The following is a 15,612-nucleotide window of genomic DNA, read 5'->3' on the forward strand; positions in this document are numbered from 1 at the left end:
CGCGGGTCCTGGCTCGGCTGCTGGTGTCCCGGGCCACGGCCTGTTTCCCCGGCCCCGGGACAACTATGTCTCTTCCCAGGGACGCGACGGCATACTAATTTGTTAAGCGCCATGACGAAATAGGGGCGACGACATGCGCACATCGGTGACGCGTACGCGCACCCGAATCGGCACAGCGCCAGGACATTCATCAGCGAGCAAGGGAGCCGCGGCATGAACTACCAGCCCACCCCCGAGGACAGGTTCACCTTCGGCCTGTGGACCGTCGGCTGGCAGGGAAGGGACCCCTTCGGCGACGCCACCCGCAGGGCGCTCGAACCGGCCGAGACCGTCCGGCGACTCGCCGAGCTGGGCGCACACGGGGTGACGTTCCACGACGACGACCTGATCCCGTTCGGGGCGTCCGACAGCGAGCGTGAGTCGCACATCAAGCGCTTCCGGCAGGCCCTGGACGCGACCGGCCTGACCGTCCCGATGGCCACCACCAACCTGTTCACCCACCCCGTCTTCAAGGACGGCGCCTTCACCGCCAACGACCGCGACGTACGCCGCTACGCGCTGCGCAAGACCATCCGCAACATCGACCTCGCCGCCGAACTCGGCGCCAAGATCTACGTCGCCTGGGGCGGCCGGGAAGGCGCCGAGTCCGGCGCCGCCAAGGACGTGCGCACCGCACTCGACCGCATGAAGGAGGCGTTCGACCTCCTCGGCGAGTACGTCATCTCCCAGGGCTACGACCTGCGCTTCGCCATCGAACCCAAGCCGAACGAGCCGCGCGGCGACATCCTGCTGCCGACCGTCGGCCACGCGCTGGCCTTCATCGAGCGCCTGGAGCGGCCGGAGCTGTACGGCGTCAATCCCGAGGTCGGGCACGAGCAGATGGCCGGCCTCAACTACCCGCACGGCATCGCGCAGGCCCTGTGGTCGGGCAAGCTCTTCCACATCGACCTCAATGGCCAGAACGGCATCAAGTACGACCAGGACCTGCGCTTCGGCGCCGGCGATCTGCGTGCCGCCTTCTGGCTGGTCGACCTCCTGGAGACCGCCGGTTACGCGGGCCCGCGCCACTTCGACTTCAAGCCACCGCGGACCGAGGATCTCGACGGCGTCTGGGCGTCCGCCGCCGGCTGTATGCGCAACTACCTCATCCTCAAGGACCGCGCCGAGGCATTCCGGGCCGACCCCGAGGTCCAGCAGGCCCTGAGGGACTCCCGTCTCGATGAACTGGCCCGTCCCACCGCCGCCGACGGCCTCCAGGCGCTGCTCGCCGACCGCGCGTCGTTCGAGGACTTCGACGTGGAGGCCGCCGCCGCGCGCGGGATGGCCTTCGAGCGGCTGGACCAGCTGGCGATGGACCACCTGCTGGCGGCGCGGGGCTGAGCGGGTCCCGGGCGAGTCCCGACGGGCCGGGGCGGCTCCGCGCGCGTGGCGGTTGATTGGCGCCGGTGAGGGGCGTCCGAAGACGGTCGGGCGACCACCGGCGAGGCCCGGTCGGTCGTCCGACCGGCCTCCGCGCGGAGTGTGGCGGAATCGTGCCGTCCGGTGCATGGGTCCGTAGCAACCTCCGCGCGGGGATCGCCCGGTGATCCCACTGCGGCGATCCTGGACCGCATGGCCACGCCCCCCGTACCTCCGCAGCCGCCCGAGCCGCCGCGCGACACGCCGCCCCCGCCCGGCAACCCACCGCCCCCGGGCGGCGGCTTCGGACCGACGCCCGACGACTTCGGCGGCCCCTACGATCCCGGGGGCCGCCAAGGGCCCCGCATCCCACTGATCCTCGCCCTGGCGATCCTGGTGGCCGTCGCGGCGGTCGGGGTGATCGTGGTCATGGCCAACGACGGTGCCGATCCCTCCGGCCCCGCGCCCGCCGGGACCGACACCAGTCAGGGGACCGGCGAGTCGCCCGACCCGTCGCCGGGCCTCCCCACGGATCTCCCGACCGATCTGCCGTCCCTGCCCTCGGGGTTCCCGACCGATCTCCCGAGCGACTGGCCCAGCGACTTCCCGAGCGGCTGGCCCAGCGGTCTTCCGAGCGACTTCCCGACGAACCTGCCCAGCGGCCTCGAATCCCTCTTCCCGTCCGGCCTGCCCTCGTTCGACGTGGGCGATCTGCCGTAGCGGAAGGCGCCCCACGGCTACGGGGACGGTCGGATCGACCGGCGTAGGAGGTCCGCCGGGGATCAGCCGGCGGCCCAGCGGATGTCAGGAACGGATCATCGGGGACCAGCCGGAGATCGGCCAGAGATCATCGGAGACCGTCGGAGATCAGATGTCGCGCGGCAGCCGGACGTACGTCACCTGCGTCTCGATCCCGCTGTCCACCAGCCGGCCCTGCGCGTCGAACGCCTCGGCGCCGTCCGTCATGCCGAAGTCGTTGTCGTTGATGACGGCGATCGTGCGGTCGTCCACGAGCGCGACGCCCTCGATCTTCCCGGGCACCCCCTCGACCGTGCCGAGGTCGACCACAAGGCTCTTGTCGAGCACCGGCACGCCCGCTGCGGCCGGGTCGGCCAGCTCCTCCAGGGACGGCGACGTCGTCCTGTCGTCCCACTCCTCGCCCAGGATGTCCGAGGAGGGCTTCAGACGCACCAGGTTCAGTCGCGCCGACTTGTCGGTGCGCTCCTCGACGAGCAACTGGTCCCGGCCCACGGCGACGACCGAGGAGATCTTCAGCTCGGAGGTGTCGTCCTCGCTCGGGTCGACGATGTTCACCGGGTCGAACCGGTAGGCGTACTCGGCGGTGACGGCCTTCTTCTTCGGAGAGAAGCGCAGCAGACGGGTGGTGAGCGAGGCTTCCCCGGCGTCCTGGTCCGGCACCGACAGCGGGCTCTGCACGGCGATCACCAGGTCACCGCCGGGCATGAGCGCGAGGCCCTCGAAGCCCCGGTTGATCTTCCGGTCGAGCAGGATGGACGGCAGCGCCTCCACGACCGGGTAGTCCGCGCCCTTGAGGTTCAGCCCCTCGGGCACGTACCGGGTGAGCACCTTGCCGGCCGAGGAGACATGCACGAGCGACGGGCCGTACTCGTCCACCAGCCAGAAACTTCCGTCCGCCGCGCGGACGATGCCCTCGGTGTCGAGCCCGTTCGGGTTGTACGACAGCGGCTGCTGGGCGTTGAAGTCGTACGGCGCCTCGTCCCGTCCCGCCTGGTTCGGCAGGCCGGTGACCGCCTTGCCGGAACTTGTGGTGATCGGGATCGAGTCGAGCACCTTCACCGTCGTGCCGGTCACCTTGATCTTCACGATCGCCGGGTCGAAACCTGGCACGGGGAAGGTCCGGCGCTTGACGCCGTCCACCTTGATCTGGCCGTTGGGGCCGCGGTCGGTGACGGTCCAGAACTCGTCCTTGCGGCCGGTCGGGTAGAGGTCACTGCCGATGCCGCCGAGGTCCACCGCGCGGTCGTCGGCCACCGTGCCCGGCAGCAGCTCGTTGCTGAACGTGCCCAGCGGTATGTCGCCGAGCGTCGCCGTGCGCACGACCTCCGGTTCCTGCTGCTGGTGCGAGCCGGCGGACGCCGGGTAGGCCGCCGCGAGGGAGGCCAGGACGGCCAGCGGAAGACCGGCGGCGACAGAACGGTGAATTCGGCGCCGACCGGCGGATTGCGGGGACATCTGGCCCTCCAGAGGCTCAATTTTCCTGACAGCGGCCAGATTTCAACCTTTGCGGCGGAACGCCGTGCCACGGGTGGGTGAACACAGGGCATCGGCCCATGATCGGGCCGACGCCCACCTGTGAATGCCACGGAGAGACAGCCGCTCTGAGCCCGTCTGTGCCGCTTTGCGAAGCGCCACCCGGACCCGCGGCCGCCTCAGGAGCCGCTCTCCTCCTCCGGAGCCGGACGGGCCGCCGCCAGGGCCGTCGCCGGATCCCCGGCCGCCTGACCGGCCGGTAGCCACCGGCCGTCCTGCGCGCGATACGGCCACCAGCGGCCGTCCCGTCCGAGCCGCACCTGAGCCGGTTCACCGACGACCGTCCACCGGTTGGCCGAGGCGCGCAGGACGGGCCGCTCGTCCTCGTCCCAGGCCGACTCGACGGCCGCACGCGCGCGTGCCGCCGTTTCCCCCTCCACGGCCCACTCCTCCTCACAGACCGACAGCGCGGGCGCACCGCCGTACCGCCACGCCCGCACGGCCACCGCCAGCTCCTGGGCACTCCGCCCCGACCCATCGGCCAGCCGGCCCCGTACGTCCCCCTCGGCGCCCACGGCGAGTCGTACGGCGTCCTGGGCGAGTGTCGGTGCCGTGCCGCCGTCGGCCCGGCCGGGCCCGGCCCTCAGCGCCTCGGCCAGCAGCCGGTGGGCCTCGGCGGCCGTCCGCGCGGCGAGGAACTCCAGGGCCGCCGGATCCACGCCGGGCGGAGGAGGTGCCTCGGTGTCCAGCGACGGGGACACGCCGGGCGTGTCGGGCAGCGCGGGCGGGGCCGGCAGCGGCGGCAGGATGTCCCCGGCCGCGTACGCCTCGGCGGCGTCCACCCCCTCCGGCTCCGCGGACGCCACGACGGGCGCCGCACTGCGCTCCTGAAGCTCCTCCAGCAGGGCGCGTTCGGCGCGGCCCCGCATCAGCAGCAGGACGAAGGGATCCTCGTCCAGCAGCCGCGCCACCTGGTAGCACAGCGCCGCCGTGTGCCCGCACTGGTCCCACGCGCCACAGTCGCACTCGGGCTCCAGCTCACCGAGCCCCGGCAGCAGATCGATGCCGGCCGAGGCCGCGTCCTCCACCAGATCGGGCGGCATGTCACGGTCCAGCAGCGCCGCCATGTGCCCGGCCCGCTCGACGGCCATGTCCAGGAGCCTGTCCCACTGTTCGGCGGACAGCCGCTCCAGCAGCACGTCCGCGCGGTGGCGCGTGCCGTCGCGGTCCTGGACGACGGCCGTGATCCGCCCAGGACGCACCGACACCGCGCCCACCGCTCCCGCGCGGGCGAGCCGGCGGCCCGCCTTGACCTGCTGGTTGTCCAGCGCCCCGCCCTCCAGCGCCTTGAGCCACACATGACCCCACCACGTCTGCGTAAAAGCGCGCCCGCGCGCGGGCGGCAGCGCCGCGAAAGTGCGCTCGGTGTCCGTGGCGCCCTGGTCGAACTCGTTCATCGCGCACCTCCTCGCAGCTCCACCAATTCGGCCAGCTGCGCGTCCGTCAGCTCCGTGAACGCCGCCTCTCCGGACCCGAGGACCGCCTCGGCCAGCTCCTTCTTGCGCTCCAGCAGGTCCGCGATACGGTCCTCGATCGTCCCCTCGGCGATCAACCGGTGCACCTGGACCGGCCGGGTCTGCCCGATGCGGTACGCGCGGTCGGTGGCCTGTGCCTCGACCGCCGGGTTCCACCACCGGTCGTAGTGCACGACATGCTCCGCGCGGGTGAGGTTCAGCCCCGTGCCCGCCGCCTTCAACGACAACAGGAACACCGGCACTTCACCGTCCTGGAACCGCTGCACCAGCGACTCCCGCTCGCCCACCGACGTCCCGCCGTGCAGGAACTGCGACGACACACCGCGCGCCGCGAGATGCTCCTCGACGATCCGCGCCATCCGGACGTACTGCGTGAAGACCAGCACACTCGCCCCCTCGGCCAGGATCGTGTCGAGCAACTCGTCGAGCAGCTCCAGCTTCCCCGACCGCCCGGCGATGACGGGACGGTCCTCCTTGAGGTACTGCGCCGGGTGGTTGCAGATCTGCTTCAGGCCCGTCAGCAGCTTCACGATCAGCCCGCGCCGCGCCATGGAGTCGGCGGCGGCGATCCGCGCCAGCGTCTCGCGCACCACGGCCTCGTACAGGCCCGTCTGTTCCTGGGTCAGCGACACCGCGCGGTCGGTCTCGGTCTTCGGCGGCAGCTCGGGCGCGATCCCCGGATCCCCCTTGCGGCGGCGCAGCAGGAACGGGCGCACCAGCCGGGCCAGCCGCTCGGCGGCGGCCGGATCCCGGCCGCCCTCGACGGCCTGCGCGTAGCGGGTGCGGAAGGTGCCGAGCCGGCCCAGCAGACCCGGCGTCGTCCAGTCCAGGATCGCCCACAGCTCCGACAGGTTGTTCTCCACCGGCGTGCCGGTGAGCGCCACGCGCGCGCGTGCCCCGATGGATCGCAGCTCCCGCGCGGTCGCCGAGTACGGGTTCTTCACATGCTGCGCCTCGTCGATGACCACCAGCCCCCACGGCACCTCTGCCAGCCGCCCCGCGTCCAGCCGCATCGTGCCGTACGTCGTCAGCACGAACTCCCCGTCGGCCAGAGCCTCCAGATCGCGCCGGGAACCGTGGAAGCGGCGTACGGGCGTACCGGGCGCGAACCTCTCGATCTCGCGCTGCCAATTGCTCATCAGGGACGTGGGACAGACCACCAGCGTGGGGCCCGCGGACGACGGGTCGCCCTGCCGGTGCAGATGGAGGGCGATCAGGGTGATCGTCTTGCCCAGACCCATGTCGTCGGCCAGACAGCAGCCCAGGCCCAGCGAGGTCATCCGGGCCAGCCAGCTCAGCCCGCGCCGCTGATAGTCCCGCAGCGTGGCCGTGAGCGCGGCCGGCTGCTCCACCGGCTCCTGCCCCTCGGGGTCGTTCAGCCCCTCCCGCAGCGCCGCCAGCCATCCCGTGGGACGCACCTCGACCCGGCGGCCGTCCACCTCCGTCGAGCCCGCCAGAACGGCGCTCAGGGCGTCCACGGGGGAGACCTTGCCGTCCTGCCGGGCGCGGGCACGGCGTACCGCCTCCGGATCCACCAGCACCCACTGGTCGCGCAGCCGCACGACAGGCCGCCCGGCCTCCGCGAGCCGGTCCAGCTCCTCGCGCGTGAGCTGCTCGTCGCCCAGAGCGAACCGCCAGTTGAAGGCGAGCAGTGCGTCGGCGGACAGTAGCGACGGCGTGCCGGACGCCGCCCTGGCGGGCTCCTCGTCGTCCGGCGGGCCGACCACCGCGCGGGCGGTCAGTTCCCGGGCCAGTTCCTCGGGCCAGTGCACCTCGACCCCGGCGGCGGCCAGGGACCGCGCACCCGCGCCGAGCAGTTCGCCCACCTCGTCGTCGGCCAGTTCGACGGCGTCCGGCGCGGCGGCCGACAGCAGCGGTGCGAGCGCGGCCCAGGCGCGCGCCGCGCGGCGCAGGGCGATCAGTACGTCCATACGCGCGCGTGCCCCGAACCCGCCCGTCGCGTCGCCGCCCGCCCACACCTCGGCGGCGTCCGCGACCAGCGCGGGATCGCTGACGCTGTGCACCTGCGGCACCGCGCGGAACCGCGGGTGCGCACCCCCGTCCTCGGCGCCGCCCTCCCCGCCGTGCCCCGCCGGTCCCGTGAGCCCCTCGACCTCGATCCGCAGCGAGATCCGCACGCCCGCGTCATGACCGGCGGCGACATCGTCGGCCCACGCGCGCTGGTCCGGCAGATGCTGAGGCTGGGGCACCGCGTAGGCAGGACCGCCCGTGACGAGGGCCGCAGCGGGCGTACGGGGCAGCGTGTCGGCGACGGCGTCCAGGAAGGCGCGCAGGAGCCGCTCCGGGTCGGGCAGCCGAAGGGGCGCGGCGGCGCCGGGCAGCGGTACGGCGTGAGCCTCGGGCGGCATGGCCGCGGCCAGGTCACGGAGCCGCTCGACGTCCTCCGCGCGCAGCGGCCCGGCCCGCCAGGCGTCCAGGTCGCCGGCGGACAGGCCGGGCAGCAGCAGCCCGCGGGCGGTCTGCTGCAACGCCAGCACGGTGGCCGCGCCCCAGAACGCGGCCGACCGGTGTGCGGCCGGTGCGACCCGCGCGCGCGTGAGCACGGGCAGCGCGGCCCGCACCGGCAGCAGGGCGGCGGGCACGTAGGTCGCCGCCACACCGTCGGCCGTGGGGACCACGACGGTCAGGTCCCCGGCCGTTCCCGCGCCGACCGGCGGCGGAGCGGTGCCGTCCGGATGCCAGAAGGCCACGGTGCCTGCGCGGGCCGGATCACCGGGGAGGAACAGGGAGCAGCACCGAATCAGGTCGTCGGTCTCGGACGGGGTGGCCACAGGAGTGCTGTGCACAGGACTGCCATACTCCTCAAATTTGACTACGTGGAATCCGAGTCGCCGAGGGTACAGGATCGAAGAGGACTTCCTGGCACGGCGGGCGGTGACGTCCGTCTCCGCGAGGCCCGCGGCGGGAAGACGGCCGGGAAGACGACCGGGAGGTGATCGGGAGGGCAGCTGGCGAGGGGACAGTCAAGGGAGGACAGTCACGAAGGGACGGTCATGAGAGGACGGTCACGGGAGGTAAAGGGAGGCCGTCAGGGATGACTAAGGGACACGACTCAGGGACGTCTCAGGGTAGCGATCCGGAACTGCGGGGAGCGCGGACCCGTTTTTGAGAACAGAGAGCGGCAAGGGCCGCGAAGGAGGCGACACCATGTCGAAGAACGCCAAGATCGCCGCAGGGGGTGTGGCGGTCGGTCTCATCCTGCTGATCTGGCTGCCCTGGTGGGCGGCGCTGTTGATCGTGCTCGGGGTTCCGGCCGCCGCGTACCTCACCCTCGACCCGGCGCAGCGCCGCCGGCTCCGTCGAGTCACCCGCAAGGAGCTGGGCCGCTGAGGCGGGGCTGAGGAGGGTTCGGCTGGGCAGGCCCGACGGGGCAGGGTTCGGCAGGGCAGGTTCGGCAGGGCAGGTTCGGCAGGGTTGGGCCGCGCCACCGCCCGAGGGCGCGCGAGCGCGCGTTCCCGGGCGGCGCGGTACGACTCCGGAGGGGCGTAGGGGCTTGGGCTCAGGGCGTCATTTCGACCCGGCGTGGAGCGGCGTGACACCGGAGTGGGACTGGAGGTGCGGGACTGCGGACCTCGCTTCGGCGCGGGCGTGAAAGGGCGGGACATCGGGCCGGGATCGTCGGCGGAGCGGGATGCCTCCGGGGCTTCCGGCGGCGTCTGGGCCCCCGGCGTCGCACCACGTCGGGACGACCTGGGTCGGGAACCGCGCCGTGCCCGGCCGCCCCGGTCGGCCAGGACGTGGGGCCATCTTGTCCAGGGCCTTCAGCAGACCGGGCAGCTCCGGCCCCGCGCGGTCGGCATTACCTCACCGGGTTCCTCGTCCAGCGGCGGCTCACAGGGCGCGCGGACCAGGGACGATCCGGCTGGACCAGGCGAATCGGCCGACCCGGTACCGGGGCACGCGCCCGGGGTGTCACGTGGCGGGGAGTCCCAACAGCTCGCGGGCCACGGTCCGCGGCGATTCGTCGCGCTCGCGCGCCAGCGCTATCACCGCGCGGCAGGCCAGTTCGTTCACCCCGAACGACAACGCCTCCGGCGACACCCAGCCCGCCGCCTCGTCGATCCGGTCCTGATCGTCCTCGGCACAGGCCGAGACATACGCGGCGGCGGCCTCGAAGAGATTGTGCGCGCGAGTGTCCCGTCCCGTGCTCCGCTCGATGCGAAAGGATTCGGCAACCTTGTTCCAGGACGCGCTGACCTTGCCCCACATACGACCACCCTCGTATCCGTGTTCGACGATCCGTCATCCACCGCTGTTCAACGTAGGGTTGGAATTCGGGCGGCGACAGAGGGACTGCGCGGTGAAAACACGGTGGCCGCACTCCGCAGGGGGCGTCGCTGGGGTGCTCGGGCGGCGGTCGGAGCCTGGGTGACGCAGCGGAGGCGGGGCGGGGTCAGCCGTCCCGTACGGCCAGCGCCAGGAATCGGGTGTCCTCATCGACGTACGAGGTCATCCGCCAGCCCGAGGCGGCCAGCAGCGGACGGAGGTTGGGTTCCGCGCGCAGGTCGTCGGCGGTGATCTGCCGTCCGTGGCGGGCGGCCAGGGCCGCGCGGCCGATCGGGTGGAAGAGCGCGAGCCGCCCGCCCGGGCGCACCACGCGCCGCAACTCCCGCAGATTCTCCGCCGGATGGGGCAGATGGGCGATGAGCCCGGCGGCGAAGACCGCGTCGAGGGAATCCGGGCGCAGCGGCAGCGCGGAGACGTCGGTGAGCAGCAACTGGCCGTCCCGGTCCCGTCCGGCACGCACGGCGGCCGCCAGCATCGCCGGGGTCAGATCGGCCCCCAGGACCACCCCGGAGGCTCCCACGGCGGCGCGCAGCGGTGGCAGGGCGCGGCCGGTGCCGCAGCCGGCGTCCAGGACGCGGTCACCCGCGCGCAGGCCGAGCGCGGCGACCGCGGCGGCGTAGGCGGGGCCGTCGTCGGGAAATCTGCTGTCCCAGTCGGCGGCGCGGCCGGTGAAGAACTCCTGCACATGCGTACGGTCGTCGCTCATGTCCGCATGATCTCTCACCGACAGGGATGACGTCTGTGCGCACATGTTCGAGCGTAATTTGATCGAACGGGTACATAGCTATGTCATATTCCACCAGTTATCGAAAGGTGCTCCCTTTGTGCGCCCCTGTCCGGACTAGCGTCCCTTGGTCATGGGACACCTGGACCACGCCACCTTCGGTTGGCTGACCCCCGCGCTGTCGTACGCGATGGCCTGCATAGGCGCCGCCCTCGGGCTGCGCTGTACCGTCCGCGCGCTCGCCACCACCGGCCGCTCCCGGCGCAATTGGCTGATCACCGCGGCCTCCGCGATCGGCACCGGCATCTGGACCATGCACTTCGTGGCGATGCTCGGCTTCGGCGTCAGCGGTACCGACATCCGCTACGACGTGCCGCTGACCATCCTCAGCCTGATCGTCGCCATGGTCGTCGTCTGCGCCGGAGTCTTCGCCGTCGGCTACGGCCGGGACCGGGGCCGGGCGCTGCTGCTCGGCGGGCTGACCACCGGGCTCGGCGTCGCGAGCATGCACTACCTCGGCATGGCCGCGGTCCGGCTGCACGGGGATGTGCGCTACGACCCGGCGCTGGTCGTGCTCTCCGTCGTGATCGCGGTGGTCGCCGCGACGGCGGCCCTGTGGGCGGCGCTGAACATCACCTCGCCCGTCGCGGTCACCGTCGCCTCGCTCGTGATGGGCGCGGCGGTCAGCAGCATGCACTACACCGGCATGCTCGCCGTCGACGTGCGGGTGACGCCCTCGGACGCCATGCTGCCCGGGGCCACGGCGATGCAGTTCATCTTCCCCCTCGCCGTCGGCCTCGGGTCCTACCTCTTCCTGACCGCGGCCTTCGTGGCGCTGTCGCCCACCACGGGCGAGCGCGAGGCGTCCGCCTCCGCCCAGCGGCCGGTCATGAGCGCCACCCGCTGACGGCCCGCCCCCCGAGAACCCTGACGAGCGAGGAGGCCATGCGTACACCCCGCAGGACCCCGACGGCCGACGGCACACCGTTGCACACGCCCCCGGTGCGCGGGCGCCGCGCCCACGCCGGACCGCCGGCCGACGAGACTCCGGACGAGTTCCTGGCCGTGGACAGCGCGCCCCCGCGCGCGGGACGCCGCCGGATGCGTCCGCGTACCGTCCGCGCCAAGATCATCTGCCTGCTGATGGTGCCCGTCGTCTCCCTCCTCGCGCTGTGGGCGTACGCCACCGTCACCACCGCCCAGGACGTCGCGCGGCTGCGCCAGTTGCAGCGCGTGGACGCCGAGGTCCGCGCGCCCGTGGCAGCGGCCGTCGCCGCACTCCAGGCCGAACGCTCCGCCGCCGTACGCCACGCCACCGACCCCGCCCGGGGAGACGCGGACGACCTCAAGAGGCTCGCCCGGAGCACCGACCGCGCGATCGCGGCCCTGCGGCTCGGGGACCACGGCACCGTCGCCGACGCGCGGGAACTGCCCGCGGGCGTGGCCCAGCGCCTGGAGACCTTCGTCAGCGGCGCCGAACAGCTGTCCGCCCTGCGGACGACGGTCCTCGACGGGCGCACCGGATGGGCGCAGACCTATGAGACGTACACGCGGAGCGTCTCGGCGGCCTTCGCGGTCGACGGCGCGCTCACCGGCATCCAGGACTCCGAACTCGGATCCGACGCGCGCGTGCTGCTCGAATTCTCCCGCGCGGGCGAGGCCCTGGCCCAGGAGGACGTCCTGCTGTCCAGCGCGCGCCTCGCCGACGGGCTGTCCGGCGAGCGACTGCGCCTGTTCACCGGGGCCGCCGAGACCCGCCGTGCCTTCACCCAGTCCGCCGTCGCCGATCTGCGCGGCCCCGAGAGCGCGGCCTGGCAGCGGCTCGCCGACGGCGCGGACTACGCCGCCCTCGCCGCCCTGGAGGAAGAGATCCTCACGAGCGCCCCCGGCGAGCGCGCGGTCGCCGCGGCGCCGGAGGGCGACTGGAACGACGCCCACGCGCGCGTGCAGGGCGGCATGCGGACCATCGAACGGGACGCCGCGCGGGGCGTCGCCGAGCAGGCCGACCCGTTCACCCGGGGCCTGCTCACGCCCGCGGGCGCCGCGGTGCTGCTGGGCCTCGCCGCCGTCGCCGCCTCGCTCGTCATCTCCGTACGCATCGGCCGCGCACTCGTCGTCGAACTGGTCACCCTGCGCAACAGCGCCCTGGAGATCGCCCGCCGCAAACTGCCCGAGGCGATGCGCCGGCTGCGCAAGGGCGACGAGATCGACATCCGCGCGGAGGCCCCTCCCGGGCCGCCGGCCGAGGATGAGACCGGGCAGGTCGCCGAGGCCCTCACCACCGTGCACCGGGCCGCGCTGCGGGCCGCCGTGGAACGCGCCGAGCTGGCCAGCGGCATCTCCGGGGTCTTCGTCAACCTCGCCCGCCGCAGCCAGGTCCTGGTGCACCGCCAGCTGAGCCTGCTGGACAGCATGGAGCGCCGCTCCGACGACCCCGGCGAACTGAGCGACCTCTTCCGCCTCGACCACCTCACCACCCGCATGCGCCGCCACGCCGAGAGCTTGATCATCCTCTCCGGCGCCGCGCCCGGCCGGGCCTGGCGGATGCCGGTCTCCCTGACCAACGTCGTGCGCGCCGCGGTCTCCGAGATCGAGGACTACGCGCGCGTGGAGGTACGCCGGCTCCCCGAGACGTCCGTCGTCGGCGCCGCCGTCGCCGACCTCACCCATCTGCTCGCCGAACTCGTCGAGAACGCCGCCCAGTTCTCGCCGCCGCACACGCGCGTGCGCGTGACCGGCGAGCCCGTCGGTAACGGCTACGCCCTGGAGGTCGAGGACCGCGGCCTGGGCATGGGCGAGGAGACCCTCGCCGAGGCGAACCGGCGGATCGTCCAGTCCGAGACGCTCGACCTGTTCGACAGCGACCGGCTCGGACTCTTCGTGGTCAGCAGGCTCGCGGCACGCCACAGCGTCAAGGTGCATCTGAAAACCTCGCCCTATGGCGGCACCACCGCCGTCGTGCTGCTGCCGACCGCCCTGCTGCACACCCAGGCCGCCCCGGTGGAGGAACGTTCCGCCACCGCGGCCGCGCCCGAGCCGCAGCCGTCGGAACACGCCTACGCGCGCGTGCCCGCCGGTCCCGGATCCCAGGAAGCCGTGAGCGCACCGCCCGGACGACCCGCACTCGTACCGCCGATGGCACCCGACCCGACGCCGCCCCCCGGCGTCACCGCGCTGCGCCTGCACCGCCCCCAGGACGACCCCCCGGAGACCGGGAGCGAGGATCTGCCCCGCCGGGTCCGCCAGGCCAGCCTCGCCCCGCAACTGCGCGAACGCACCGCGCAGTCCCCAGAGCAGCCGGGCCAGGCCGCCGACGAGGAACGCACCCCCGAACTCGTACGGGACCGCATGGCCGCCTATCGCGACGGCTGGGTGCGCGGCGGCGGGCGGCGACCCGGCCACCGCGCCGCCTCCGATCCCTTCCCCGGCAGCCACAGCACCGAAGGAGACCCCGCATGATCCAGGACCCCGGCATCCGGACCGCTCAGCCGTCCGGCGAACTCGACTGGCTGCTGGACGACTTGGTGATGCGCGTGAGCGAGGTACGGCACGCCGTCGTGCTCTCCAACGACGGGCTCGCCGTCGGCGCGTCGAGCGGCCTCCGGCGTGAGGACGCCGAACATCTCGCCGCCGTCGCCTCCGGCTTCCACAGCCTCGCCAAGGGCGCCGGACGGCACTTCGGCGCGGGCGGTGTGCGGCAGACCATGGTGGAGATGGACGACGGATTCCTGTTCGTGGCCGCCGCAGGGGACGGCTCCTGTCTCGCCCTGATCACCGCCGTGACCGCCGACATCGGCCTGGTCGCCTACGAGATGGCGCGCCTGGTACGGCGGGTCGGCGAGCACCTGTACACCGCACCGCGTGTCGGCGCCCGCCCGCCCACCGCGGGATGAGGCCGGAAGACCGCTGCCGATGACCGACGACATGACCGACGCGATGACCGGCGCCATGACCGACGCGATGACCGGCGCCCCGCGCGAGCAGGGCAGCCAGTGGTACGACGGCGAGGCGGGGCCCCTGGTGCGCCCGTACGCCATGACCGGCGGACGCACCCAGTCCGGCCCGAACGGCGTCCAGTTCGACCTGATCACCCTGGTCACACTCGATCCCGCCGCCCCCGCGCTCGACGACGAGGCGGCGCTCGGACCGGAGCACCGGATGCTCCTCGACCTGTGCCAGGTGGAGACCCAGTCCCTGGCCGAACTGGCCGCGGGCGCGGACCTTCCGGTAGGTGTCGTCCGGGTGTTGCTCGGCGACCTCCTGGAACTGGGACGCGTCACCGCCACCCGCCCCGTACCGCCCGCGCAACTGCCAGACGAACGGATTCTGCGCGAGGTGATCGCAGGTTTGCGCGCACTGTAGACGCGGGTCACGGGCGCCGTGGACGACACCAGGGACCATCCGTGACCGGCGGAACCTTCATCCGGAGCCGACTTGTGCACCCAACCAGGCAGCACATGGGCATGAGTCGGTCACATCGGGCAATTAGCGGTCCCGCCCCCCGCCGGAACAGCGCCATTGCCATGATGCTGCCTTCGCACACACACCCGAGCCGCACATCCCCGAGCCGCACGTACCCGACGCACGCCCACCCGATTCGCCCGCGTTCGAACCGTACGCACCCGAACCCTACGTACCCTCGAACCGCACGCACGTCCGAGCCGCACCGGAATCTCGCCGGAGCGCGGCACTCCCTTCGACGCAGTCCTCCTTGCCGGCACCCCCGAGAGAAGTGATCGATGGTCACCGAGACATCCGACGTCACCCACGGCGACACGGCCGCCCTGGCGTTGAAAATCCTGGTCGCCGGTGGATTCGGCGTGGGCAAGACCACCCTGGTGGGCGCGGTCAGCGAGATCAGGCCCCTGCGCACCGAGGAACTGCTCAGCGAGGCCGGCCAGTTGGTGGACGACACCGATGGCGTGGACAGGAAGGTCACGACCACCGTTGCCATGGACTTCGGCCGGATCACCATCCGCTCCGGCCTGTCCCTCTACCTGTTCGGCACCCCGGGCCAGGACCGGTTCTGGTTCCTGTGGGACGAACTGGCCCAGGGCGCCCTCGGCGCCGTCGTCCTCGCCGACACCCGGCGCCTTGAGGACTGCTTCCCGGCGGTGGACTACTTCGAGCACCGCCACATCCCGTTCGTGGTCGCCGTCAACTGCTTCGCGGGCGCCCGCTCGTACGGCGCACAGGACGTCTGCCGGGCGCTCGATCTGGACAGCGGCACCCCCGTCGTCCTGTGCGACGCCCGCGACCGGGACTCGGGCAAGGAGGTGCTGATCCGGCTGGTCGAGTACGCCGGACGCATGCACACCGCCCGGCTGCTGGACTCGGTGAGCTGACCGGCACGAGGCACCGCCGGTGGGCGAAGAGGCAGCCGTCCGACTGGAACCGGCCGGCCGGCCGCCGCCG

13 protein-coding genes are annotated in these 15,612 nt (G+C 72.8%); 8 read left to right on the forward strand and 5 right to left on the reverse strand.

The genetic code is table 11. The annotated features are described in order from the left end of the window. The first annotated feature begins 213 nt into the window (after positions 1–213). Both xylA and ACFRFC_RS04425 read left to right on the forward strand, forming a co-directional pair. Positions 214–1,380 (forward strand): xylose isomerase, encoded by a 1,167-nt coding sequence (gene xylA, locus ACFRFC_RS04420; RefSeq protein ID WP_382683607.1) that lies wholly within the window; start codon positions 214–216, stop codon positions 1,378–1,380. Between the two features lie 231 nt (positions 1,381–1,611). Continuing rightward, positions 1,612–2,118 (forward strand): hypothetical protein, encoded by a 507-nt coding sequence (locus tag ACFRFC_RS04425; protein WP_382683604.1) that lies wholly within the window; start codon positions 1,612–1,614, stop codon positions 2,116–2,118. A gap of 147 nt (positions 2,119–2,265) precedes the next feature. On the opposite strand, the gene ACFRFC_RS04430 is transcribed toward ACFRFC_RS04425, so the two are convergent. The 3 genes from ACFRFC_RS04430 to ACFRFC_RS04440 form a co-directional block, all read right to left on the reverse strand. Continuing rightward, entirely contained in the window at positions 2,266–3,612 is a 1,347-nt protein-coding gene (locus ACFRFC_RS04430) for an esterase-like activity of phytase family protein (protein ID WP_382683601.1), read from the reverse strand. Between the two features lie 197 nt (positions 3,613–3,809). Continuing rightward, entirely contained in the window at positions 3,810–5,087 is a 1,278-nt protein-coding gene (locus tag ACFRFC_RS04435) for an SWF or SNF family helicase (RefSeq protein ID WP_382683599.1), read from the reverse strand. Continuing rightward, positions 5,084–7,972, reverse strand: a complete 2,889-nt coding sequence (locus ACFRFC_RS04440) for a DEAD/DEAH box helicase (protein WP_382683597.1) — start codon at positions 7,970–7,972, stop codon at positions 5,084–5,086. The genes ACFRFC_RS04435 and ACFRFC_RS04440 overlap by 4 nt, the downstream gene beginning before the upstream one ends. A 361-nt stretch (positions 7,973–8,333) precedes the next feature. On the opposite strand from ACFRFC_RS04440, the gene ACFRFC_RS04445 reads away from it, so the two are divergent. Then, positions 8,334–8,516 carry a hypothetical protein gene (locus ACFRFC_RS04445; protein WP_382683595.1) on the forward strand — a complete coding sequence of 61 codons (183 nt, stop codon included), beginning with the start codon at positions 8,334–8,336 and terminating at the stop codon, positions 8,514–8,516. Positions 8,517–9,098: 582 nt separating this feature from the next. Here the strand turns inward: ACFRFC_RS04445 and ACFRFC_RS04450 are convergent. Continuing rightward, complete coding sequence (locus ACFRFC_RS04450; RefSeq protein ID WP_382683592.1) at positions 9,099–9,395, reverse strand: hypothetical protein; 297 nt, start codon at positions 9,393–9,395, stop codon at positions 9,099–9,101. Between the two features lie 184 nt (positions 9,396–9,579). Beyond that, on the reverse strand, positions 9,580–10,179 hold the full coding sequence (locus ACFRFC_RS04455) for a class I SAM-dependent methyltransferase (RefSeq protein ID WP_382683589.1): 600 nt from the start codon (positions 10,177–10,179) through the stop codon (positions 9,580–9,582). Positions 10,180–10,330: 151 nt separating this feature from the next. Here ACFRFC_RS04455 and ACFRFC_RS04460 point away from each other — a divergent pair, with 151 nt between their 5' ends. The 5 genes from ACFRFC_RS04460 (at position 10,331) to ACFRFC_RS04480 (ending at position 15,542) form a co-directional block, all read left to right on the forward strand. Then, a complete protein-coding gene (locus ACFRFC_RS04460) occupies positions 10,331–11,104 on the forward strand; it encodes an MHYT domain-containing protein (RefSeq protein WP_382683587.1) in 774 nt (257 codons plus the stop codon). Positions 11,105–11,142: 38 nt separating this feature from the next. Beyond that, positions 11,143–13,656 carry a nitrate- and nitrite sensing domain-containing protein gene (locus ACFRFC_RS04465; RefSeq protein WP_382683584.1) on the forward strand — a complete coding sequence of 838 codons (2,514 nt, stop codon included), beginning with the start codon at positions 11,143–11,145 and terminating at the stop codon, positions 13,654–13,656. After that, entirely contained in the window at positions 13,653–14,090 is a 438-nt protein-coding gene (locus tag ACFRFC_RS04470) for a roadblock/LC7 domain-containing protein (RefSeq protein WP_382683581.1), read from the forward strand. Before ACFRFC_RS04465 ends, ACFRFC_RS04470 begins: the two co-directional genes overlap by 4 nt. Before the next feature lie 55 nt (positions 14,091–14,145). Continuing rightward, positions 14,146–14,559: a DUF742 domain-containing protein gene (locus ACFRFC_RS04475; RefSeq protein ID WP_382683772.1), complete on the forward strand. Its 414-nt coding sequence runs from the start codon at positions 14,146–14,148 to the stop codon at positions 14,557–14,559. A 377-nt stretch (positions 14,560–14,936) separates the two neighbouring features. Continuing rightward, a complete protein-coding gene (locus tag ACFRFC_RS04480; protein WP_382683577.1) occupies positions 14,937–15,542 on the forward strand; it encodes an ATP/GTP-binding protein in 606 nt (201 codons plus the stop codon). Positions 15,543–15,612 lie beyond the last annotated feature (70 nt).

The sequence above is a fragment of the Streptomyces sp. NPDC056734 genome (assembly GCF_042790455.1).
Classification (GTDB): Bacteria; Actinomycetota; Actinomycetes; order Streptomycetales; family Streptomycetaceae; genus Streptomyces.

Excerpts from the sequence above, each read along its gene's own strand:
- xylA (WP_382683607.1), top strand. The coding sequence starts at position 214 with ATGAACTACCAGCCCACCCCCGAGGACAGGTTCACCTTCGGCCTGTGG.
- ACFRFC_RS04425 (WP_382683604.1), top strand. The coding sequence starts at position 1,612 with ATGGCCACGCCCCCCGTACCTCCGCAGCCGCCCGAGCCGCCGCGCGAC.
- ACFRFC_RS04430 (WP_382683601.1), bottom strand. The coding sequence starts at position 3,612 with ATGTCCCCGCAATCCGCCGGTCGGCGCCGAATTCACCGTTCTGTCGCC.
- ACFRFC_RS04435 (WP_382683599.1), bottom strand. The coding sequence starts at position 5,087 with ATGAACGAGTTCGACCAGGGCGCCACGGACACCGAGCGCACTTTCGCG.
- ACFRFC_RS04445 (WP_382683595.1), top strand. The coding sequence starts at position 8,334 with ATGTCGAAGAACGCCAAGATCGCCGCAGGGGGTGTGGCGGTCGGTCTC.
- ACFRFC_RS04450 (WP_382683592.1), bottom strand. The coding sequence starts at position 9,395 with ATGTGGGGCAAGGTCAGCGCGTCCTGGAACAAGGTTGCCGAATCCTTT.
- ACFRFC_RS04455 (WP_382683589.1), bottom strand. The coding sequence starts at position 10,179 with ATGAGCGACGACCGTACGCATGTGCAGGAGTTCTTCACCGGCCGCGCC.
- ACFRFC_RS04460 (WP_382683587.1), top strand. The coding sequence starts at position 10,331 with ATGGGACACCTGGACCACGCCACCTTCGGTTGGCTGACCCCCGCGCTG.
- ACFRFC_RS04465 (WP_382683584.1), top strand. The coding sequence starts at position 11,143 with ATGCGTACACCCCGCAGGACCCCGACGGCCGACGGCACACCGTTGCAC.
- ACFRFC_RS04470 (WP_382683581.1), top strand. The coding sequence starts at position 13,653 with ATGATCCAGGACCCCGGCATCCGGACCGCTCAGCCGTCCGGCGAACTC.
- ACFRFC_RS04475 (WP_382683772.1), top strand. The coding sequence starts at position 14,146 with ATGACCGACGCGATGACCGGCGCCCCGCGCGAGCAGGGCAGCCAGTGG.
- ACFRFC_RS04480 (WP_382683577.1), top strand. The coding sequence starts at position 14,937 with ATGGTCACCGAGACATCCGACGTCACCCACGGCGACACGGCCGCCCTG.